Genomic DNA, 22,723 nt, shown 5'->3' with positions numbered 1-22,723 from the left:
TTCATTGCCATAAAGAATGTAATATAGATGACAGCTATCGTTTTGCAATTCTATTTTCTCATTAACAAATGTATATATAAATAAAACACCTTTTATTCAATAATGTCTATGAGACCATAGAGGATATCTATACAAATAAAAAGTTCGCCTTACGTTCATTTATAAAACGCGCGGCGAACTTATTTTGTTCAATAGATATTAACGAATATGTATGTTTATTGTTTTTTAGATTCCTTCCACCTGTCGGCATAACTGTGCAAAATAGAAGCAATCCCTTCTCCGATCCGTACATAATCACCCTGTTTCAGGTTTGCCAGCGAAGCGCGGATCGACCATTCGGGAGCATCGAAGCCACCTCCGTTCAAGAGGACGAGCGCAGTTTCCTGTGCCAGCCGGAATACGACATCGACCGGTTCGTAATTGGCTTTCAGATATTCTACAAATTCATCTCCGTAGAACTTCTTTGCCCAGACCTCCATATCTATCTCACTGTAATAACCGGCACGAAGAGGATCATCCAGCAAAGTAAAGCCTGTACTTTCCCAAAGCGTATGCAGGCGTTCATGGATAATTTCCACCATTCGCGACTGATACAGATTCTCGGTATCCAGGATAGAGAAGGAAGCAAACAAAGCCATCTGTGTCTGTTGCGGCAGGGAAAGACCGGCTGTATGATTAAGTGCAACCTGGCGGCTGTCGGCAACCATACGGTCGATGAACTTCATCTTCGACGGGTCGAGCATGATGCTGCTGTAACGTTTTGTCAGTGCTGCTTTCTTATCGTCCGGTAATTCAGTGATCATCCGGTCGTAAATATTCTTTTCGTGTAAAGAGACTACAGCCAGACGCCAGCCTGTGGCTCCGAAGTATTTGGAGAAAGAATAGACACACAAGGTGTTGTCCGGCAATTCCGCCATCAGGGAACGGAAACCGGGAACATAAGTGGCATACACATCATCGGTAATGATCATCAGGTCGGGATTGTAATTGGTTACGATATCGACCAGACGTTCCGTCAGTCCGTGTGTCAGTGCGTAAGAAGGCGGGTTACTCGGATTGACGATAAAGGCAGCCTTAACCGATTTATCTTTCAATATATCCAGGTCCTTTTCCTGATACTGCCAGGTATGATAGCCGTCACCCGTCATTTTCAATGCATGTATCTCTGTTACATCAAACAGGTAACGTGCCTGTTCGGGTATTTCGATATACGGTGTAAAGACCGGGGCGAACAAGACGATCTTATCTCCTTTATTCAACAGGAAGTTCTGTTGCAGGGAATCAAAAATGTAACACATGGCTGCCGTTCCGCCTTCAGTAGCAAACAGGTCGAATTTCCCTTCAGGGGGAAGGTTGTTGCAAAGAGCCTGATCCAGATAGTCACGGACTAGGACTTCCGTATATTTCAAGATACGGTCGGGGATCGGATACTGATCACCTATTACACCTTCCGCCCATTCATGGACGAGATCATTTTCATCGATACCTTTTTCACGTACCATATAATTATAAGTATCGCGTAAAAGCTTGGAACCCGGCGTTCCCTCGTGCTTATCGAGGAACTCCCGGAAACGATAGGCAATACTCGGTTTCTGGGGAACACCGGCAAGGCCGACCATTCCATCTTCCAGCTTAGTCCCCCGGCGGCATTCTTCCAAACCGAACTGGCCAAGCAGGAAAAAGGCTTCGCGGGGTGTGGTGGCGATCCAGTTCGGGTTGCCGCGTCCGGCATTCAACATGATGTGTGTGCTTTTACGTGCACTTTCATCGGCCAGGTCGATCAGGATATCTTTTAATTCGAATGGACTGATCTCCGACATCTTCTTTTCGTATTCACGGGTAACTACGATTTTCTTTTTATCTTCCATATTATATATAATGTATAATTAATGCTTGTTTTTACCAGATTTACTCTTATGAAAAGAGTATGTTCTCTCCTAAGCCGAAGCCAGTGCCACTCTAGTGGCAGAGTTATGCCATAGTAGTGGCAGAGTTGTGCCAAAGGCATGGCAGAGTCTTGCCATAGTAATGGCACTGGCCCGTTATCCCTACATCAACAACACGATTACTACTCCCCAGATAATTAAAAGAGTATTACCTACCGCATAGGTAACAGTATAACCTAATGCCGGTGTCTGGCTCTCCACCGCATCTTCCACGGCACCGAGGGCGGCAGTTGTCGTTCGTGCACCGGAAGTACAGCCAAGAGTGATGGCCGGATGGAATTTAAAGAGATAACGTCCCATAAGGACACCGGCAATCAACGGGATAGTCGTTGCCAAAGCGCCGATAACAAACAGGCTCACCCCTACTTCCTTAAACCCGGTCACAAAACTCGGACCTGCCGTAATCCCGACCACGGCAATGAACATATTCAGTCCGACATTATTCAACACCCAAAGTGAAGGCTCCGGAATGCGTCCGAATGTCGGATGTTTGGAGCGAAGCCATCCGAATACCAACCCGGCAATCAACGCCCCGCCACTCGTACTCAGGCTGACAGGAATATCCCCGAAGTGGATAGCCAGCGAACCGATTATACCACCGATAAAGATACCCAACCCGACAAAGATCATATCCGTCTGGTTCGTAGGTCGATCGGCATATCCCAAAGTAGCAGCCGCCTCATTCACTTCCAGCTTTGTCCCGACCAGTTCGAGCATATCGCCCGGATCGATCCGGGTCGCAGCCAATACCGGAATACTGATCCCGGCACGTTTGATACTCTTGATACTGACACCATGCATCACCTTTTCCTTGCGGAGTTGTGCCACCGTCATGCCTGCAAACTTCTTGCGGGAGATCAATACAGGTAATGTCTCTGCAGGAAAATCCAGCAAATCGATATCATTCACTTCATCCCCTATCCAGTCTTCCTCACCGATCACAAACTCACGCCGTCCGCTCAAGACAACTTCATTTCCTTTCTGGAGCATCAGGTCCGGCTTCACATCATAAATAACATTATTGATACGGACACGCTCCACAAACAGGCGGCGCCCCTGACCTTCCAGATAATCCTCCAGTTCCTGTACGGTCTTTCCGGCACCGAACCAGTCATTGCTTATCTTATAAGCCCGGAAAGTGATAGGACGTGCTGCAGGCATAAATCCGGGCTGCTCACTTTCGTCATCATTTCCCATCCTGGCCTCCAGTTCTTTACAAGCCTTTTTCACGGATGCCAGTCCACCCAGCAGACGGGGAGCCACGTCACTCATGATCCAGGCAGAACCCGCCGTACCGAAAATATACGACACGGCATAAGCCACCGGCATCACGTTGATCATAGCCGTTTTATCGGCATCGCTCAGGCTTCCCTGATTGATCGTATCTTCCGCTACTCCCAATACGGCCGAAATAGTCTGTGAACCGGCCAGTAACCCGGCAGCTTCGCCCGCATTATATCCCATCAGTTTGGCAAGAATGAAAGGAATGAACAAACAGAACAGGCACATCAATGCTGCAAAAAGCATCTGCGGAAGCCCTTCCTTCTTCAGTCCCCGAAAGAACTGCGGTCCTACGCTGTAGCCGACAGCAAACAGGAACAAAAGAAAGAATACCGATTTAATTGGTGCACCGATCTCTATATGCAATTGTCCGATCAATACTCCGACCAGTAGAACACTGGTAACTGTCCCCAAAGAAAACTTCCCTATTTTAAATTTACCGATCCAGAAGCCCAATGCCAGTGTAAGAAAAATGGCCAGTTCCGGATAATGTTTGAGTAAATCTGCAAACCACTCCATATATTAATTGTTTGGCGTTAATATTAAGACATACGATATGTCCGGTTTTATTGTGGTAAATGGAACAGTATCCACAAGGAAGTTGTTCCGGCCGATTCAATTAAGAGAATATAAAATCCATCTTATTTTAAATAATTTTCTATCTTTGTCCCCGCTTTGGTGATACGATAACATTCCGTTAATCGTATAAAAGGGAATCCGGTTTGAATCCGGAACAGTGCCCGCTACTGTGAAGCCCGATAATAAGGAAAGCATTCTTACACCACTGTCCGATACAAGGATGGGAAGGTCGCTTTCCGGGCAAGTCAGGAAACCTGCCAAGGTTTATTTATATCGTATTCCCCCGGGGTCAGGAGAATGATAAAACATACGGACAATCTCTTTTTGATAAAAGAAAATGTTTACCGACAGCCGGTATTGTGGCTTGTCGTATTCGTTCGTTACCTTTTAATTTACATTATATGAAACATTTACTATTACTTATTGCTTGTATGCTCGCACCTATGTGCTGGGCACATGACGGCGAGAACTTCAAGGCATCCGACATGCTGGCCTCCATGCAACCGGGTGACAAAGCCGCCTTATTAATGGTACATTTCGGTACCACGTATGACGACACCCGTGCTCTCACCATCGACGCGATCAACCGGAAAGCGCAAGAAGCCTTCAAAGACATGGAAGTACGCGAAGCCTACACTTCCCGCATCGTAGCACGCCGCCTGAAAGCCCGCGGTATCGAAAAACTGAATCCGGTCGAAGCGCTGGAAAAACTGAAAGCAGACGGATATACTCATATCCTCATCCAGTCTACCAACATTATCGAAGGGGTGGAAATGGAATCGCTTCGCAAAGACATTGCACCGCTGGAAAAGAATTTCAAAGAGGTACGTATCGGCAACCCGCTGCTTTATACACCGCATGACTTTGAAGATGTGATAGCAGCCGTAGCAAAGAACGGAGCCAAAGAAGGCGCGACGGTTCTTGTCGGACACGGAACGTATACACCAGCCACGGCACAGTACGCCATGATGGATTATATGCTGCAATCCAAAGGATATACCGATTACCATGTAACCACCGTAGAAGGCTATCCTTCTTTCGATGATATGGTAGCCAAACTGGATGCCAGCGGTGTAAAGAAAGTACTGCTGATGCCTTTTATGTTTGTAGCAGGCGACCATGCCAACAACGATATAGCAGGCGATATGAAGCAGGAACTGGAAAGCAAAGGTTACCAGGTGTCTGTCTTTATGCAAGGATTAGGACAAAATCCGGATATCCAGAAACTATTCATCGATCATGCCAGGTTTGCGGCCAAACATAAAATGGTCAATATCACTGAAAAGAAAAAACAATACGCTGCTGAAAAGGACTAAGTTCAAGCACAAAACTAAATGTTCAGAAAAATACTAAAACTTACACATAAGATACTCGGATTACTTCTGAGTATCTTATTTCTGATGTGGTTTCTTTCAGGTATAGTAATGATCTATCATTCATTTCCCAGAGCATCACAACAGGATAAATTAGAAAGGCAACAGGTTATCGACGGAAATTTGCCGGATATGGAAACTCTTCTGTCCGTTCTTCCCGATTCAGCACAGGTCCGTTCACTCTCCATGGAAATGTATTTTGACCGGCCTGTGGTTCATTTTCGGGGAAAGAATACGCCCGAAACACTCTATGCAGACTCTCTGCAACCAGTCGAAGCAATAAATGACGAAACTATCGAGCGGACTGCAGCACAATGGTGCTCATCTCCGATCCTGCGTGTGGATTCGATGTATAAGCTGGATCAATGGATTCCTTTCGGACGGTTGCGCGAAGAGTTCCCCATCTATAAATATACATTTGCGGATGATGGCCGCCATGAACTCTATATTTCTTCAAAAACAGGGCGCGTCCTGCAATTCACCGACAAAGACCAGCGCTTATGGGCGTGGCTCGGAGCCATTCCCCACTGGGTTTACTTCACATCGCTCCGCCAGAATCAGGTTGCCTGGATCAACTTCGTGAAATGGAGTTCCGGCATCGGTTGTATCATGTGCCTGGCAGGATTGATCCTTTCCATACAACTGGCCTGGCGCAACCGCCATAAGAAGTTATTTTCCCCTTACAGGAAAAGATGGTTCAAATGGCATTATGTCAGTGGATTGATCTTCGGCATTTTCACCATTACATTCGCTTTCAGCGGAATGATGTCGTTAATGGATATTCCCGACTGGATGAAAAAAGCTCCGAAAGAAAAGCAGGATATGTCACGCCGCATCCCGTGGGGCGGATCGGAAGGACGTTTTGTCGCCTCTGCCTATCATCTGGATTACCGGAAAGTACTGGAGGCGGTCGACAGTGTAAAAAGCATCGAATGGGCAACCTGGCAAAAGTATCCTTACTACAGGCTTACCACCGATTCGCAAACAATCAATATCGATGCGACCGATACAACAGCAATCCGGGTTTTCCTCCTGACCGAAGATATGGTACGGAAAGAGGCGGTTAAAATGTATGGAGACAGCATCCCCTATAAATTAGATTTACTTACAGAATACGACCAGGATTATTACGGACGCAAAAAAGATCGTACGCAGTTGCCGGTCTACCGTATCATCGTCGACGATGAAATGCATACACGCCATTACTATCAGCCGGAAACGCTGATGCAGCGACGGGTAGACGATGACGGCCGGTTACGCCGTTTACTTTACAGCGGTCTTCACAGTCTCAACATCAAATTCCTTACCGACCGTCCGGTACTCTGGAATATCGTTATGTACACTTTACTACTCGGCGGGACATTCCTGTCATTGACCGGGGTCGTATTATCGATCAAATGGATTATCAGAAAGGCAAATAGATTTTTTAAACAAAAAGTATGAGAAAGCAAATTTTACTCTTATCAATGGTTATCGCTTGTCCGTCATTCATGTTCGGACAGAGAAGTATCACCGACTCGATCTTTACCGTCGGCAATGTTGAAATTACAGCTAAAAAGAAACAGGCAACGCCATTACGGGAACAACCGGTCCAATTGCTGAACATGGATGTTCCACTGAAGTTCCTTCCTATCACTGTTACCCGCCTGGACAGCAAGACGCTGGAAAGAAAGCATATCCTGAATATGGAAGATGCCGTACGTTTCCTGCCGGGGGTTACATTGAGCAGCAACCAGCTGGGTGCTTTCCAGCGGTACAGCATTCGTGGTACGTCGGACGCCGTATTCGCTATCGACGGAATCCGTGACGAGCGTACACTGTTAAACACAATGCCGTTCGGCGATCTTTCTTTTGTCGAATCGATAGAAGTAATCAAAGGTCCGGCTTCTATCCTGAGCGGACACTCGGTCATGGGTGGCGTTATCAATATCATAACGAAAAAGGCATCTGCCGATTTCTCGGCAAATGCCAGTATCAGCTACGGTAGCTGGAACCAGAAAGAAGCAACAGTCGGTTTCGGTGGCAAACTGATCGGTCCGGTCAATTACCGTGCAAATATTCATTATGGTACAGGCGATGGTTACCGCGATGTGAATGCTGATCGTTTCTCCGGCCTCTTCGCCCTGGGAGCAGAAATAGGAAAAGGCTATTTCGAAGGAAATATCAGTTTCAATGACGACCATTATACCACGGAGATAGGTGCGGCGCCGACAATGCCGGGAGATATATTTTATGCATCCGATGACAAACTTTATCTACCTAGCGGAGCACTGCACCCCACAGCCGATCCCCATACCGTGTACAACGACTTTGCAAACAATAAGATGCACCGCCGTAACATGGATGTACGTATGCAATATACCCAACCGTTAACTGACTGGATGAAATTCCGTGAAACTCTATCCTACGGACACAGCAATTTGGATTACTGTTGTGTAGAAGGAATGTCATATGTCAGCAGTTCAGACCCTATTTATGATTTGTATTATTTCGATAGAAAAGGGAAAAAAACATATGTAAATCTCGATTCGCTACGATCAGGAGACCCGTTATGTTTTAATCCGGATAATTATTCCATCACAAATACCACCGAACTAACAGGAAAAATCGAAACAGGCTTCATCACCAACAATTATACATTGGGATGGAACTATACCTATTTCGATTATACCAATTATACAGGATATAACAGCGATGATGTTTGGGGACCAGGCAAAAATCAGATACTTCCGGTTGATAACCCTCATATTGTACGTGACTGGTGGGATAGTAAAGTCTCTAAAGCTAGTATTGCCAAATATATCACCAATGGTATCTATCTGCATGATGTCTTCGAGATCAACGATCACTGGAAAGGGATGTTGGGCGGACGTCTTGACATTTACAAATATAAGAGCGCCTCAGCATTGATCGATGACGGACGTCAACATTACGAAAAAGAGAATCGTACAGACTGGAATAAAGTTAGTACTGCTGCTTTTACCTATCGTGGCGGCATCGTCTATCTGCCGATTCCGGCAGTTTCTATCTATGCTTCCGCAGCTTCCTATTTCAAACCGAATAAAACATTTTATGATAAAAATATACTATATATGGGAGCCGATGGAAAACTCTTCAATCCTGATGAAACCGGAGGAGAAGTCTTCAAACCGGAAAGAGGTAATCAGTATGAAGTGGGAGCCCGTTATGAATTGAACCAGTTATTGGAAGTGAATGCCAGTATTTATTACATTCGTAAACATAATGTCGTCAAGACAATCGGTAAAATGTCTACTGAAGAAAATGAAGCTGCTGTAGATAAAAATGTTCAGGCACAAATCGGTCGTGCAGACACCAAGGGTTTTGACATCGATCTTACATTACGTCCTGTCGCTAACCTGCAAATCGTAGGCGGATGCGGATGGTCTGACTATCGTCTGATGAGTAGTTTTCTCAAAAATATAGACACGAATGCGGATTGGTTTAATTTCAGTGAAACAACCGGACAACGCAGCACAGGAGTTCCGCGCGTTACCTTCTATACTTATGCAGACTACACAATCCCTAAAGGTGCGTTGAAAGATCTGTCATTCCACCTGAGCGGAACATTTACAGACCGTATCTACCAGAATATTGCCGATAACTCATATATTCCATCCTGCTACATCGTTGATGCAGGTATTTACTATACCATTAAAAAGTCAATCAACCTGGCTGTAAACGTAAACAATCTCTTTAATAAAGAATACTTTGTAAAGAGTACCGTTTTAGGTAAACCTTGCAATTTTATGGCTACTATCTCTTACAATTTCAGATAAGATCCCGTTACCCTGTGCTTGCATACAGCACAGTATTATATAAGAACGGTCGCTTCTCTTAATATAGGGAAACGACCGTTTTTTATTCAAATAATCAATACTTTATATATCTTTGCAGTTCAAAGTCCAAGTGTGATTAACTCAAAGCTTCTATTTCAGAATACTAATATCCTTATACTATAATATTAATGGAGCAATAACAATAGATATTTTATCTGTTATCAACTAATTATTTATCTCATTCACTTGTATTTTTATTTATATTAATTTATGCACATAAAATGACATTTTGTATATATGCGGAACTGTAACATTGTACTTTTTTTGCATCTACATTCATAAGCGATAGAAATAATAACTAAATCTAGGCCAAAAGATGAAAAGTACGATCAACAATACTTCTTCCGAAGTATCAAATAACCAAATACTGCATGCCGGTTTTGATCTCTTTAATAAACCTGAAGGAACAAAACTAACAAAATCTTGCATATACAATAATATGATTATTTTCATTCTGGGCGGGTCTCTGAAAATAAACTCTCCACATATCAAAATGAAGTTTATTGAAGAACCTTATATGTTATTTCTTAAAATGTTCGATAATTGTACCTATGAGATTGCCCCATGCTCAAAAGTCCTGCTTTTTACCTTCGATAGCCTGACTATCGACGAGCTTTTGAGTTTCCAGGCCAAATATGACCTGCTGCCTGAATCGACATTCGAATGGATCGAATTGAAGATAATCGAACCTTTATACAGTTTCTTGAAACTCCTCATTCAGTATCAAGAGAATAATTACCTGGACTATAAACTGTACGCCTCCAAAAGAGATGAAATGTTCTATCTTCTTAAAAGAATATACACAAAAGAAGAACTAGGTAATTTTTTCTATTTGCTGGTCAACCATACCACAGACTTCGAGAGACATGTTGCAGCAAATTATATGAAAGTAAAGAATGTAAAAGAATTAGCCAACTTGATGGGATACGGAGTGAATACTTTCCGGATCAAATTCAAAGAGACATTCGGTATTCCCGCATATCAATGGCTACTGAATGAAAAAGCAAAACGTATCTTAAAATGCCTGACAACAAAAGAGGAGGATTTCAAGAGCATAATAGATGAGTTCGACTTCAGTTCGCACTCACATTTCTACAAATTCTGTAAGACGCAATTCGGAGTTACTCCCGAAGAATTAAGAAAAAAATTAAATCGATAAGAGATTATTATTCCTTTTCGATCAGTATTTCCACTTTTATATCAGATTATATATTTTATATGTGACATTGTATACACCTCTCTCCTTTTACACACTTTACCTTTGTATATCTAAATACAGATTCTTTAAATTATGATGACCAAAATGTATGTGTTATTATCCCAGATTAAGGGTTGGGATAATTGTCTTATTGAGGAGAAGATGTCAACTCCTTTAGTCAGTTATATTTTGTCGGGGGTGATTTTACTTGTTGTATTGATACGGGTAATTTCCTGGCTACAATATCTCCACCTCAAACGCAAGGCTTTAAAACGCTTTTCTGAACACAAAAAGAACAGAGTATGGAGAGCTGAACTTCCGGTTGTAATAATAGAAATACCAAATCTGCCCGAAAATAAGAATAAATAGATTATCTTTGTGTCTGTATGATTAATCATATAAAGTATCAGAATCAACAACTCAAAGCTAAAATGGGTACAGGTAAAATAATCGTAGCCGGGATAGGCCCTGGCAGTGAATCAGATATAACACCTGCAGTACTGTCTGCTATCCGACAATCAGATGTAATCGTAGGATATAAGTATTATTTCCGCTTCATCGAGAAAATAATCCATCCCGGAGCAATCTGCATCGACTCAGGGATGAAACGGGAAAAAACGCGTGCTGAGGAAGCATATAATTATGCAGCCGAAGGCAAAGTTGTAACGGTTATCAGTTCCGGTGATGCCGGTATTTACGGAATGGCACCGCTCATTTACGAGATGCAACGGGAAAAAGGGAGCAACATCTCTATCGAGGTTCTTCCTGGTATCAGCGCATTCCAGAAAGCAGCCTCTCTGCTTGGTGCTCCGGTAGGACACGATTTCTGTGTGCTCTCTCTCTCCGACCTGATGACCCCCTGGGAACTGATAGAGAAACGGATCAAAGCGGCTTCAATGGCCGACTTTATCACAGCTATCTACAATCCCAAAAGCGAAGGACGCTACTGGCAACTTTACCGCCTGATCGAACTTTTCCTGCAGGAACGCGACCCACAGACACCCGTCGGCTTCGTTCGCCAGGCAGGACGCGAAGAACAGGAAGTTACGATCACGACTTTGGCTGATTTCGATCCTGAACAGGTGGATATGTTCACTGTTATCCTTATCGGTAATTCACAAACTTATCGGTTTGACAACAAGATGATCACTCCGCGTGGTTATTACGGCGAAATCAAAATGGGTAAAGCTGAAACCGGGATCGGACAGGATATCATGATCCGCAGCTTCCGTACCATCGAGAAAGATCTGAAGAATAAAGATATTCCGTTAGATAAGAAATGGGCGTTACTGCATGCCATCCATACAACAGCCGATTTCGATATGGAGAACATATTGCGGATCGACGATAATGCGGTAGCTTCGCTATACGACAGGCTGAACAGCGGTGCAGTCCGCACCATTATCACCGATGTAACAATGGCAGCATCCGGCATCCGCAAAGGAGCCTTGCAACGCATGGGACTCGAAGTGAAATGTTATCTGCAGGACGAAAAGACCGTTGCTCTCGCTACTGAGAAAGGAATTACCCGTACACAAGCCGGAATCAGGATAGCTGTCGGCGAACATCCGGATGCATTATTCGTCTTCGGTAACGCACCAACTGCTTTGATGGAGCTATGCGATCTGATACGCAAAGGAAAAGCAACCCCTGCCGGAATTATCGCAGCACCTGTCGGCTTTGTCCATGTACAGGAATCCAAACATATGGTAAAACCGTTTACCTCTATTCCCAAACTGATCGTGGAAGGACGGAAAGGCGGAAGTAACCTGGCCGCAACATTGGTAAATTCTATACTTTGTTACAATGATGCTATTAATTTAAAACCAGGAAGAGACGTATGAGAACTCAATTTATCGTTATCGGCATCCCCGATGACCCCAGTTATATCAGCAAGAACAAAAAGATAGTAGATATCATCAACGGTAATACCTACTTTTCGGGAGGTAAGCGGCATCACGAAATCCTTATGCCTTTCCTGCCTGAGGGAGCTGTATGGATCGATATAAAAGTACCGCTCAACAAAGTTTTCGACGAATACGAATATCACCAGAAGATCGTTGTATTTGCTTCGGGCGATCCTTTATTCTATGGATTCGCTTCGACGATCCTCAAACGGATGCCGGACGCAGAGATAACACTCCTGCCCTCGTTCAATTCACTGCAGATGCTTTCACACGAGCTAAAAATATCTTACGACGACATGATCATGGTTTCCCTCACCGGACGCCCCTGGCATGAACTGGACCGTGCATTGATAGAGAACAGAGCCAAGATAGGCATCCTGACCGATCATGTACATACCCCGGCTGCGATTGCCAAACGTTTACTGAAATACGGCTTCACACAATATAAAATGTATATCGGCGAACATTTGGGTAACCCGGAAAAGCAACGTATCTCACGTTCGCTTATCTTGTCTGAAGCAGAGGAACATCCTTTCGATAGTCCGAACTGCGTGATCCTCCAGCGTATGTACAACGATATCACCTATCGCCCGCTGGGCATTCCCGACAAAATGTTCGAATTGCTCGACGGAAGGGAACGGATGATTACAAAAGCGCCTATCCGAATACTGGATATGAGTATGTTGATGCTCCCCATGTGTAATCATTTCTGGGATATCGGCTTCTGTACGGGTTCCGTATCCATCGAAGCCAAACGCCAGTATCCTCATCTGCATATCCACGCATTTGAAATACGCAAAGAATGCTGGAGACTGATCGAGGAAAACAGTTCCAAGCTGGGAGCCCCGGGTATCGATGTACATATCTGTGACTTTATGGAAGAAGATGTCTCCGACCTGCCCGCACCCGATGCAGTATTTATTGGAGGACATGGCGGCAAACTGAAAGAGATCGTGCACAAAGTAGCCCGTTATCTGGCACCCGACGGCTTACTGGTCTTCAACTCTGTATCCGAAGATAGCGAAAAAATGTTTATAGAGGCAGTCCACGAAGCCGGACTGAAATTGGACGATCCGTTGGATATACGTGTGAGCGATTATAATCCGATCACCATATTAAAGGCATTCAAAGAAGCAAAATAAGAAAACGATGAATAAGAAATCTATAGCAATTGTCGTAGTATCGGTCAGTAGCCTGCCTTTGGCACGACAAATAAAAAAGCAATATCCTAATGCGGTGATATATAGCAAAGAATCGCAGGAAGAGACAGTGGTGATGAAATCCATCGATTCCATTGTTGGAGATCTGTTCCTCCAATCGGACGCTATTATCTTTATCGGGGCAATGGGCATCTGTGTACGTTGTATCGCACCTTACGTGATGGATAAACACACCGATCCCGCTGTGATTTGCATCGATAGCACCGGTAAATACATTATTCCGGTTTTATCCGGCCATATCGGCGGAGCAAACGAACTGAGCATAGAACTGGCACAAATACTGGGAGGAAATGCCATTGTTACCACCCAAAGCGATAATACCGGACTATGGGCACTCGATACGCTGGCGGAGAAATTCGATTGGTCGGTTGTGGCCGATGATCTGACAGACAATGAGAATGCGATGAACGCATGTATTGCCGCATTCGTCAATAAAAGGCCGACCGCCCTCTTACTGAACATCCGCGATAAAGGCACAGAGTATCTCGAACAAAGCCGTCCCGAACATGTCCAAATATTCAATAAATTCTCCGACATTCCGCTCGACCAGTTCGAGTTGGTGATCACAGTCGGGCCGTTCATATATGAAGCCGAGATCAAGATGATCTCTTATTTCCCGAAAGTGCTACATCTAGGTATCGGTTGCCGGAAGGGGCTTAATGGCGATCCGAAGGAAATGCACCAGCATATTATCTCGACACTGATCGATAACAATCTCTGCCCTGAGTCGCTTGCCGATATCTCTTCCATCGACTTGAAAAAGGACGAAGTGATACTTGCTCTATTGTCATACGGCATTATGAATCGTCCTTTCAAAACATATCCGGCAGATACATTGGACAAATTATCTGTACCCAACCCATCTGCCAAAGTGAAAGAGGTGACCCAATCGTCGAGTGTTGCAGAAGCTGCCGCTATACAAAGTGCCGGAGGCGGCCTTTTGTTGCTGGAAAAACAGAAAGGACGACTGGGAGAACACAACGATTATACATTTGCCGTGGCAATGGATAAATCCGTTCAGCGGCAGGGCCATATCGAGATAGTCGGTGCCGGTCCCGGTGATCCGGAACTGATCTCTATCCGTGGCCGCCGGATGCTTGAGAAAGCGGACCTGATCTTATATGCAGGCAGTCTGGTCCCGAAAGAACTCACTTTTTGTGCCAAACCGGGAGCTACCGTACGCAGTTCGGCAGATATGAATCTGGAAGAACAATTCCTTCTGATGAAAGAGTTCTACGACAAAGGCAAATTCATCGTCCGCCTGCATACCGGCGATCCTTGTATCTACGGAGCTATACAGGAACAGATGGCTTTCTTCGATCAATATAATATGAGTTATCATATCACCCCGGGAATATCTTCCTTCCAGGCAGCTGCTGCCGCTTTACAGTCGCAGTTCACCATTCCGGAAAAAGTACAGACCATTATTCTTACCCGTGGTGAAGGCCGTACGCCGATGCCCGAAAAAGAACAGTTACACAAACTGGCTGCCAGCCAGAGTACGATGTGTATTTACCTGAGCGCAGGGATTGCAGACAAGGTTCAGGAAGAACTTCTCCAACATTACGCTCCTACCACACCGGTTGCCGCCTGCTACAAACTGACCTGGAAAGACGAACGTATTTACCGGGGCGAATTGAAAGACCTGGCTAAGATCGTCAAAGATAATCATCTGACATTAACAACCTTATTAGTTGTTGGTGATGCGATCGATAATCGGGAAGGTTTATCACGGCTGTATGCCGATGAGTTCAAACATTTGTTTCGCAAATAATTCATTTCAGCAAGAACGATGATACTGATATTAGGAGGAACAACAGAAGGCCGTGCCAGTGTGCGCATAGCTGATGAAGGAAGCGGACCTTATTACTATTCCACCAAAGGATCGCTTCAGGAAATAGAATGTGCGCACGGCATCCGACTGACCGGAGGCATGGATACGGCAAGTATGGAAACATTCTGCCGCGAAAACGGCATCCGGTTGCTGATCGATGCCGCCCATCCTTTTGCCACGGCACTACACCAGACTGTGGCAAAGGTATCTTCTTCCCTCCAAATACCGGTTATCCGCTACGAACGGCGTTATCCGCCACGTGACACAGATCTGATCTGGTGTGACGATTACACTGATGCGATCCGTAAATTGGAAGAACAGGGTATACATCGCTTACTGGCATTGACCGGAGTCAACACAATCGCTCCTCTCCGGCCTTGGTGGGAAAAGTACCCTGCCTGGTTCCGTATCCTGAAACGGGAAGAATCGCTCACAATTGCCACCGGACAGGGATTTCCTATAGACCATTTACTTTTCTATCAGAATGAAGACGATGCCGGCGAGATGATGGACCGGTTGCAGCCGGACGCTATCATTACAAAAGAAAGCGGGCAAACCGGTTATTTCATAGAAAAAGTAGCTGCCGCCCGTAAACGTTCCATCCCTGTATTTGTCGTCAAACGTCCGGTACTTCCCGAAACATTTTATATCGTTTACGGAGAGGACGGATTACGCAAACAAATAGAACGGTTATTACCGGAATTTTTTCCTTTACATCATGGCTACACGACCGGAGCCTGTGCCACAGCCGCTGCCAAAGCAGCACTGATTGCACTGCTCAATAAGGAGAAACAAACCCAATCCTCCATCACTTTACCTTCGGGCGAGATGATTACTTTACCTGTTGCAGATACCGTATGGGACGGTGACAGTGCCACTTGTTCGGTCATTAAAGATGCAGGAGACGATCCGGATGTAACGAATGGCTCTAAGATCGTTGCAAGAGTTGCTTTTTCGGAAGAACCGTCTGTTGTTCCTATCCGTTTTATCGCGGGTCCGGGAGTCGGGACAGTTACATTGCCCGGATTAGGCCTTGAAATCGGTGGCCCGGCAATCAACGCGACACCCCGGAAGATGATAACGGAAGAGTTGACTGCTGTCCTGAAAGAGCACAAGGAATCCATTTCCAATCATAACAATCCGGCAGAAACAGGAACATGCGCACTGACGGTCACTATCTCCGTCCCCGGAGGTGAAGAGTTAGCAGCCAAGACATTTAACCCGAAGCTGGGAATTGTCGGCGGTATCTCCATTATCGGAACATCCGGCATTGTACGTCCGTTCTCTACCGATGCCTTTATCGCATCTATCCGTAAAGAGTCAGAGGTCGCCAAAGCAATCGGTTGTACCACATTAGTCATAAACTCAGGTGCCAAAAGCGAACGCTACCTGAAAACGCGATATCCCGAACTTCCCCCGCAGGCATTTGTCCATTACGGAAATTTCATCGGTGAGACCTTAAAGATCGCCTCCACACTAAACTTTCCTCAGGTAGTCATGGGAATCATGATCGGAAAAGCAGTCAAACTTGCTGAAGGATTCCTCGACACGCACAGCAAGAAGGTTGTTATGAACAAAACCTTCCTGAAAGAAACTGCCAGCGAGGCCGGTTGCCCGGACACCTCCATCCAACAGATCGAAACGATCACGCTGGCACGTGAACTCTGGCAGTTATTCCCTCCGGAAGAACAAACACGCTTCTTCTCTCTTTTATTAAAAAAATGTTACGATCATTGCACCCCACTTCTCCCTCAAGGGAAGTTACTGATACTCCTGATCACAGAAGAAGGAGAGATTTGGAAATAGGATACATTTCCTTATTCCAACGAGATCTCCTTGCTCTGAATATAGGAAACATTCAGCTGACCTCCGGCATTTCCGTTACTCTCCTGCAAAGGATGAGTTTTTGCACGGCTGAGCGACAAGGTTCCTTTAGCGGGCAAAGAAGAATTACTGAAACTAATATTGATGGATTTACTGCCTTCGGTACGGTTAAATACGCTGTATGATCCTCCACTGTAAGTTACATGTACCTCTACCAGTTCATTCTCCCCTACCGGATCACCTTCCCAGGTAAGCGTAGTCGTACCTGATGTTTTGGCAGAAGTAAAAGATTCGGGAATAGCGATCGGTTTCACATCGTTTATGGAAGCCACATTCGTATAGACACTATCTTTCGCACGTGTAAAGACAAAAGTCATATCATCCAATCCGGAGAATGAATCAGTATAAAAATAAGTACCCACATTATCGAAGTCAGGTGTCTCACCATTGATTGTAATGGAAGCCGGACCATTCAGCCTGATATTGATCCCGGCACTATCCAACTTATTGAAATTGGCTCCGACACGCGTCGTATTATTAGTGACGTCGTAAGCGACACCCAGATTCTGATAGAAGGGAACATCCGCATCGATATCGGGAGCGTCATCGTTATCGCAGGAAGTAAATGCCCATGCAGAGGCCAGAAAGGCAAACAAGAAATACTTTTTCATGACGTTTAATGTTTTAAATTACCTCTATATAACAAACGAAATGAAAAAAGTTTATCCTGTTAACATATTTCAGTTGACAGTTGACAAGTGACAGTTGACAAATTACAGAGATAACAATAACTCCTCGATGGAAGCAACCTCTTTCCTTTGTCTGCCTGAAAAACAAAGAGTGATGGTAGATGTCGCAGTATCACCGGTATCGATCCAATTTTCCGATTCTATTTCAGAGTCGGCATAGATGCCGTTCCGTAAAAGAGCCTTACGTACCATCGCATATTTCTGGCCGCCACCGACAAGGCGGATCTTCTTATCATATTGATTGTCGATGCGGAACAGTCCGGTCTCCATATCGAAGATAATCCCTTTACGAGCAAAGAAACCGCTCAGATAACCGCTCAATGCCAGGTCTTCAGGCGTACCGGTACTGATCCCTTTCTCCCTATCCATCAGCCAAATTTTATCGGCTATCTGAAGGGCCAGTTCGAGATCGTGAGTGGAAAGGAAAATCGTTTTATTGGTGGAACGGGTAAGACTATGCAACAGTTGCATGATCTCGACTTTGCTGGGAAAATCGAGAAAAGCCGTCGGTTCATCGAGAAAGATAACAGGTGTTTCCTGCGCCAGCGCTTTGGCGATCATGACCTTCTGCCGCTCGCCATCGGAAAGGGTGTGCACCATGCGTGAAGCAAGGTTTTCGATACGGACCAAGGAGATAGATTCTTCTACGATCTGCTTGTCTTCTTTCCCCAGCCGTCCCCAAAAACCGGTGTACGGACTGCGCCCCATCCCGATCAGTTCCCGGACAGTCATGTTACGTATCTCACACTTATCTGTCAGCACCACTCCCACTATTGTGCTAAGCTCCTTGTCACTATAGTCCTGTATATCGCGGGACAGTAGTGCTATTTCGCCGGATATACGAGGCTGGAAAGCGGACAAGGTACGTAATAAAGTAGACTTCCCGACGCCGTTGGCTCCCAATAGGCAGGTTAATTCACCACTATATATTGTTGTCGTTATATGGCTAGCTACCAGCTTTGTATCATTCTTGGAATGATAGCCGATAGAGAGATCGTTTATCTGAATAGTTGCCTCTTTCATACTCATTCGTTCAGTTCGTTTTTACGTCTGCGGAATAATACGGAAGCAACGACCGGGGCACCGACCAATGCGGTTACCGAGTTGACCGGCAAAGCTCCCTCGAATCCCGGCATACGTGCAATCAGGTTACAAGCCAATGCCAGGGCTGCCCCCACAAATAAGACACCGGGCATCAGTATGCGATGATCGGATGTCTGGAAAATGGCACGGCAAAGATGAGGAACAGCAAGTCCCAGGAAGACGATCGGACCACAATAAGCGGTCACGATAGCAGTCAATACACCGGCAGAGGTGATAACGAGCAAGCGTGCCCGTTTGATATTCAGTCCCAGGTTACGGGCATACCCGTCGCCGAGAAGCATCAGGTTCAATGTCTTTATCAATAGAAACGAAAGAGGGATCAGGATAGCCATAATCGCCACGAAAAGCATCATCTGATTACCGGAGACACGTGAGAAACTTCCCAGCCCCCAGATTACATAAGCACGGATATCTTCTTCCACACTAAAGAATTTCAATACACCGATCACGGCATTTGCCACATAGCCGATCATCACTCCGATAATCAAGAGCGTCACATTCCCTTTTACCTTCTGCGAGACATAAACAATCAGTGCCATGACAGATAAGGAACCGACTATGGCCGCAATGGATAAAGCAATCTCCCCCATAAAGCCTAGCTTACTCAACGCCACACCACCCAGGCTTCCGCTCAGTAAGACAACGAAAGCGACTCCCATACTTGCACCGGAGCTGATACCCAACACAGAAGGTCCAGCCAATGGGTTACGGAATACGGTTTGCATCTGAAGTCCGCTGATCGCTAATCCGGCTCCGGCTACTAATGCCGTCAAGGCCTGCGGAAAGCGTGACTTCCAGATAATATTCTGCCAGGTGACCGGTTCATCTCCATTGCCGCAGATGATATTCCAAACCGAATGGAAAGGAATCGAAACAGAGCCCAACACCAAATTCAAAAACAGCAACACGACGATCGAGGCAAGGATCAAAAGCATCAGGATAGTGTTAGAATACTTCATCGTCCCTATTTATTTAAGTAAATCATAATAGACAGGCGTATGGTCCGGCAGTAGATTCGGGTGGAAGATATGCAATAAATCGCCCAATACAACTTCCGGCTCGGTCGGCATGCTTTCGTAAAAAGGTTTCTCCCGCATATTACAGTAGATCACTCCTTTTTCTTTGAAAGCACGGAAGTCTGCATAACGGGGATCCTGATCTTTCAGTGATTTATAAGTATATATTCCCGGATAGCTGTTTACGATACGCCAGTAATCGGCTTCATCCGCCTGGTTATAAACCGTCTCGAAGTCGAGCGTCACACCGCCGGAACGATCGTCGTCTTTCAAAAAGTAATCAGCACCGGCATCTTTGAAAAGTTGTGCAAGGAAGCTCTTTCCTCCTACTGCATACCAGTTGCCACCATGTATTTCGCCACTGAACACGATAGGACGTTTCTGCACTTTACCTTCGGCAGTCAGTTCTTTCAGTTCGTTGTAACGGTTCTCTATAGCAGAGAATTTCTCATTGGCTTCCTGCTCTATCCCGAGTAACAGGCCGACAAACTTAATCCATTCAGCCTGTCCCAGCGGCGTCATTTCTTTATATCCCAGATGAGGAATCAGAGGGATACCGATATCTTTCATCGTCTCGTATCCGCCACGCTTAAAAGGAGAGATCAGGATCAGGTCGGGATTGATACTCATAATTACCTCATTATCGAAATTACCTTCGATCCCGATCTTCGCCGTCTTTCCTTCCTTCAGCTGATTATTGATAGTCTTATTAAACAGATGGCGCGTACTCGTGATACCTACCACCTTATCCTCCGCTCCCAACTTAATGAAATTGGAGAGTTGCAGGGAGGTCATACAAATGGCACTACGCACAGGTGTTTCGATCACCGTATAATCGGCAGGAATACCTTCCGGCTTTGTCCCACGGGGAACCAGCGCATACAGGAAATGCGTGCTTTCTTCATTCTGAGGGTCATGTATATCCATCAGGACATAACCATCGGCATAGGTCAACTGAAAACCTTCGGCATATTTAGGTGTGATCTGAACCATCCTATCCGTCGTAATCGTTTGTTGCGACGATGCATTCTCTTTTTCCTGCTGATTTCCTTTCGATGCGCATGATGTAGCCATTAACGCTAACAGGCAGCCACCGACTAAATACTTATTCATATTCTATTTGTTTTTATCCGACACAAACCGTCCAAACCCACGAGGACAATCGTTATGCAAAAAATGGCAGGTCTTCTGACTTACTTCCATCCCGAATGCCTTCCCGATCGCAAAGACCAGTGGCAAAAGGTATTATCAGGATGTTTATAAAGCTTCACAGCAGCGTGGACTGTCCGGGATTCTCACCCGGTTCCCTTTTAATCTGTCTCCATGAACAGGAGTTTTACAGAACCGACTTCGAGCGCAAAAGTAATAAGAAGTTTGCAACTTTACACTATTTTCAGCACATTTGCATCCCAAATAAAAGAACAAGAATAAAATGACTTATCCGATCAGTTTTGTATCATTAGGTCCCGGCGAACCGGAACTTATCACGGTGAAAGGTCTCCGCCAACTCCAGACAGCAGATATCATCTACTGTCCCGCCACCCGCAACAGGCAAGGCGAAAGCATCTCGCGAGCCGCCGATATCGTACGCGCCCTGGAGATAAGCGAAACAGCCATCCGGTGTTTCATGCTTCCGATGAGTAAAGACCGCACGGAGGCCTGGAAAGCCTACGATGCCCTGTACAACGAAGCTGAAAGTAATTACGCAGAAGGAAAACAGATCGTTATCGTAGCCGAAGGCGACGCCGGTTTTTATTCCTCCATACAATATATATACGACAAATTTACAGCTGCGGGAATCGCTGTTCAGCGCATTGCCGGAATACCGGCCTTCATTGCTGCCGGAGCGCTGGCAGGCTTACATATCGTTAAGCAGGAAGAACAGATCGTCGTCATCCCCGGTACGCCTTCCGCCGACGAATTGAGTGAAAAGATAAACGCAGGATATGTAATCGTTATCATGAAACTTTCACAATGCGTGGAAGCCGTACACGAATGTATCCGCAAGCATCCGCAAACACAATTCCATTACTTTGAAAACGTGGGGACAGAAAAAGAATATTATACATCCGATAAAAAGATCATAGCAGACAAGATATACCCCTATTTCTCACTGATGATCATACAATAATCCCCTTCATATTCCGGAGGTAGAACGCTTCCGGAAATGAAAGGGATATGTACAGATACTATCTGCTCCGATTATTGTTTTGCAAAAACTATGCAGATTCTACGATGCCACGCAGGCGGTTTACATGATAACGAAGTGACTGAACAGACTCCCAGTTCTGATGCCCTGACTTGCATAACTCACGTGCACTTACCAATACACCCGAAATATGGCTGCTGATCTCTTCTATCTTCTTACTCGTCTCATTATAAAGAGATTCCACCTCTTCCGGCGAATAAATAGAAGCAGACTGTGCCAGCGATTCCAGTAATTCCATCTGATAGACTCCGGCCTTGGGGATCAAGTTGCGGACGGCATAGTGATGAAGATCCTGGATTTCCTTTTGCTTGGTCGTATCCCAACCGACACTACTCGTACTTACCGAAGGATTCATCTTTGAAAACATACGGATTCCCAGACAATCAACAATTGTTCTTATCCATGATCCTGTTTCTGCTTCTCTTGAGGCTACACCCGCCAAACTAAATCTCATTGTTACCATAATCAAATCTCCTTAATTACATAAACCGAAGTTTTTAAAACTGTTATATACTTTCTTTTTATCACTATAAACTTGCTGTTAGTTTCATTTTGATATTGTGACAGCGCAAAATTAGGCAAATTATCATACACCACAACCCTTTATCCATATTTTAAAATACTTT

At 45.1% G+C, this 22,723-nt stretch carries 16 protein-coding genes and 2 riboswitches; of the genes, 9 read left to right on the top strand and 7 right to left on the bottom strand.

The genetic code is table 11. The features are described from left to right. Positions 1–215: 215 nt before the first annotated feature. Both DWX23_RS22005 and aspT read right to left on the bottom strand, forming a co-directional pair. Positions 216–1,868 carry a bifunctional aspartate transaminase/aspartate 4-decarboxylase gene (locus DWX23_RS22005; RefSeq protein ID WP_122376075.1) on the bottom strand — a complete coding sequence of 551 codons (1,653 nt, stop codon included), beginning with the start codon at positions 1,866–1,868 and terminating at the stop codon, positions 216–218. Between the two features lie 180 nt (positions 1,869–2,048). Next, positions 2,049–3,746: an aspartate-alanine antiporter gene (gene aspT, locus DWX23_RS22000; RefSeq protein WP_122376074.1), complete on the bottom strand. Its 1,698-nt coding sequence runs from the start codon at positions 3,744–3,746 to the stop codon at positions 2,049–2,051. A gap of 140 nt (positions 3,747–3,886) precedes the next feature. Further along, positions 3,887–4,083, top strand: a riboswitch (cobalamin riboswitch). A 124-nt stretch (positions 4,084–4,207) separates the two neighbouring features. On the opposite strand from aspT, the gene DWX23_RS21995 reads away from it, so the two are divergent. From DWX23_RS21995 to cbiD, 8 genes are all read left to right on the top strand, one after another. Next, positions 4,208–5,122: a sirohydrochlorin cobaltochelatase gene (locus DWX23_RS21995; RefSeq protein WP_122352853.1), complete on the top strand. Its 915-nt coding sequence runs from the start codon at positions 4,208–4,210 to the stop codon at positions 5,120–5,122. Positions 5,123–5,140: 18 nt separating this feature from the next. Further along, the gene (locus tag DWX23_RS21990) at positions 5,141–6,622 is read left to right on the top strand and encodes a PepSY domain-containing protein (RefSeq protein WP_122376073.1); all 1,482 of its coding nucleotides are present in this window, start codon (positions 5,141–5,143) and stop codon (positions 6,620–6,622) included. Continuing rightward, the gene (locus DWX23_RS21985) at positions 6,619–8,976 is read left to right on the top strand and encodes a TonB-dependent siderophore receptor (RefSeq protein WP_233587738.1); all 2,358 of its coding nucleotides are present in this window, start codon (positions 6,619–6,621) and stop codon (positions 8,974–8,976) included. Before DWX23_RS21990 ends, DWX23_RS21985 begins: the two co-directional genes overlap by 4 nt. Positions 8,977–9,529: 553 nt before the next feature. Further along, the gene (locus DWX23_RS21980) at positions 9,530–10,195 is read left to right on the top strand and encodes an AraC family transcriptional regulator (protein WP_233587737.1); all 666 of its coding nucleotides are present in this window, start codon (positions 9,530–9,532) and stop codon (positions 10,193–10,195) included. Positions 10,196–10,665: 470 nt separating this feature from the next. Continuing rightward, positions 10,666–12,078, top strand: a complete 1,413-nt coding sequence (gene cobJ, locus DWX23_RS21970; RefSeq protein ID WP_122376096.1) for a precorrin-3B C(17)-methyltransferase — start codon at positions 10,666–10,668, stop codon at positions 12,076–12,078. After that, the gene (cbiE, locus tag DWX23_RS21965; protein ID WP_122376070.1) at positions 12,075–13,283 is read left to right on the top strand and encodes a precorrin-6y C5,15-methyltransferase (decarboxylating) subunit CbiE; all 1,209 of its coding nucleotides are present in this window, start codon (positions 12,075–12,077) and stop codon (positions 13,281–13,283) included. Before cobJ ends, cbiE begins: the two co-directional genes overlap by 4 nt. A gap of 7 nt (positions 13,284–13,290) precedes the next feature. Further along, complete coding sequence (gene cobM / locus DWX23_RS21960) at positions 13,291–15,135, top strand: precorrin-4 C(11)-methyltransferase (RefSeq protein WP_122376069.1); 1,845 nt, start codon at positions 13,291–13,293, stop codon at positions 15,133–15,135. 18 nt (positions 15,136–15,153) lie between these two features. Next, positions 15,154–17,001 (top strand): cobalt-precorrin-5B (C(1))-methyltransferase CbiD, encoded by a 1,848-nt coding sequence (gene cbiD, locus DWX23_RS21955; protein WP_122376068.1) that lies wholly within the window; start codon positions 15,154–15,156, stop codon positions 16,999–17,001. A gap of 11 nt (positions 17,002–17,012) precedes the next feature. On the opposite strand, the gene DWX23_RS21950 is transcribed toward cbiD, so the two are convergent. The 4 genes from DWX23_RS21950 to DWX23_RS21935 all read right to left on the bottom strand — a co-directional run bounded on the left by DWX23_RS21950 (position 17,013) and on the right by DWX23_RS21935 (position 21,001). Continuing rightward, positions 17,013–17,690, bottom strand: coding sequence for a hypothetical protein (locus DWX23_RS21950; protein WP_122376067.1), 678 nt, complete (start codon positions 17,688–17,690; stop codon positions 17,013–17,015). 102 nt (positions 17,691–17,792) lie between these two features. Beyond that, a complete protein-coding gene (locus tag DWX23_RS21945; protein ID WP_122376095.1) occupies positions 17,793–18,791 on the bottom strand; it encodes an ABC transporter ATP-binding protein in 999 nt (332 codons plus the stop codon). Positions 18,792–18,793: 2 nt separating this feature from the next. Next, complete coding sequence (locus tag DWX23_RS21940) at positions 18,794–19,831, bottom strand: iron ABC transporter permease (RefSeq protein ID WP_122376066.1); 1,038 nt, start codon at positions 19,829–19,831, stop codon at positions 18,794–18,796. 9 nt (positions 19,832–19,840) lie between these two features. Beyond that, entirely contained in the window at positions 19,841–21,001 is a 1,161-nt protein-coding gene (locus tag DWX23_RS21935) for an ABC transporter substrate-binding protein (protein ID WP_122376065.1), read from the bottom strand. Between the two features lie 47 nt (positions 21,002–21,048). Beyond that, a riboswitch (cobalamin riboswitch) is annotated at positions 21,049–21,252 on the bottom strand. Between the two features lie 68 nt (positions 21,253–21,320). On the opposite strand from DWX23_RS21935, the gene cobI reads away from it, so the two are divergent. After that, positions 21,321–22,019: a precorrin-2 C(20)-methyltransferase gene (gene cobI, locus DWX23_RS21930; RefSeq protein ID WP_122376064.1), complete on the top strand. Its 699-nt coding sequence runs from the start codon at positions 21,321–21,323 to the stop codon at positions 22,017–22,019. 88 nt (positions 22,020–22,107) lie between these two features. Here cobI and DWX23_RS21925 read toward each other — a convergent pair whose 3' ends face one another. Further along, a complete protein-coding gene (locus DWX23_RS21925; RefSeq protein WP_122352627.1) occupies positions 22,108–22,560 on the bottom strand; it encodes a hypothetical protein in 453 nt (150 codons plus the stop codon). Positions 22,561–22,723 lie beyond the last annotated feature (163 nt).

Origin of the sequence: Parabacteroides sp. AF18-52 (assembly GCF_003479145.1) — a bacterium.
Taxonomy (GTDB): domain Bacteria; phylum Bacteroidota; class Bacteroidia; order Bacteroidales; family Tannerellaceae; genus Parabacteroides; species Parabacteroides faecis.
This window is presented reverse-complemented; position numbering and strand designations above follow the sequence as displayed.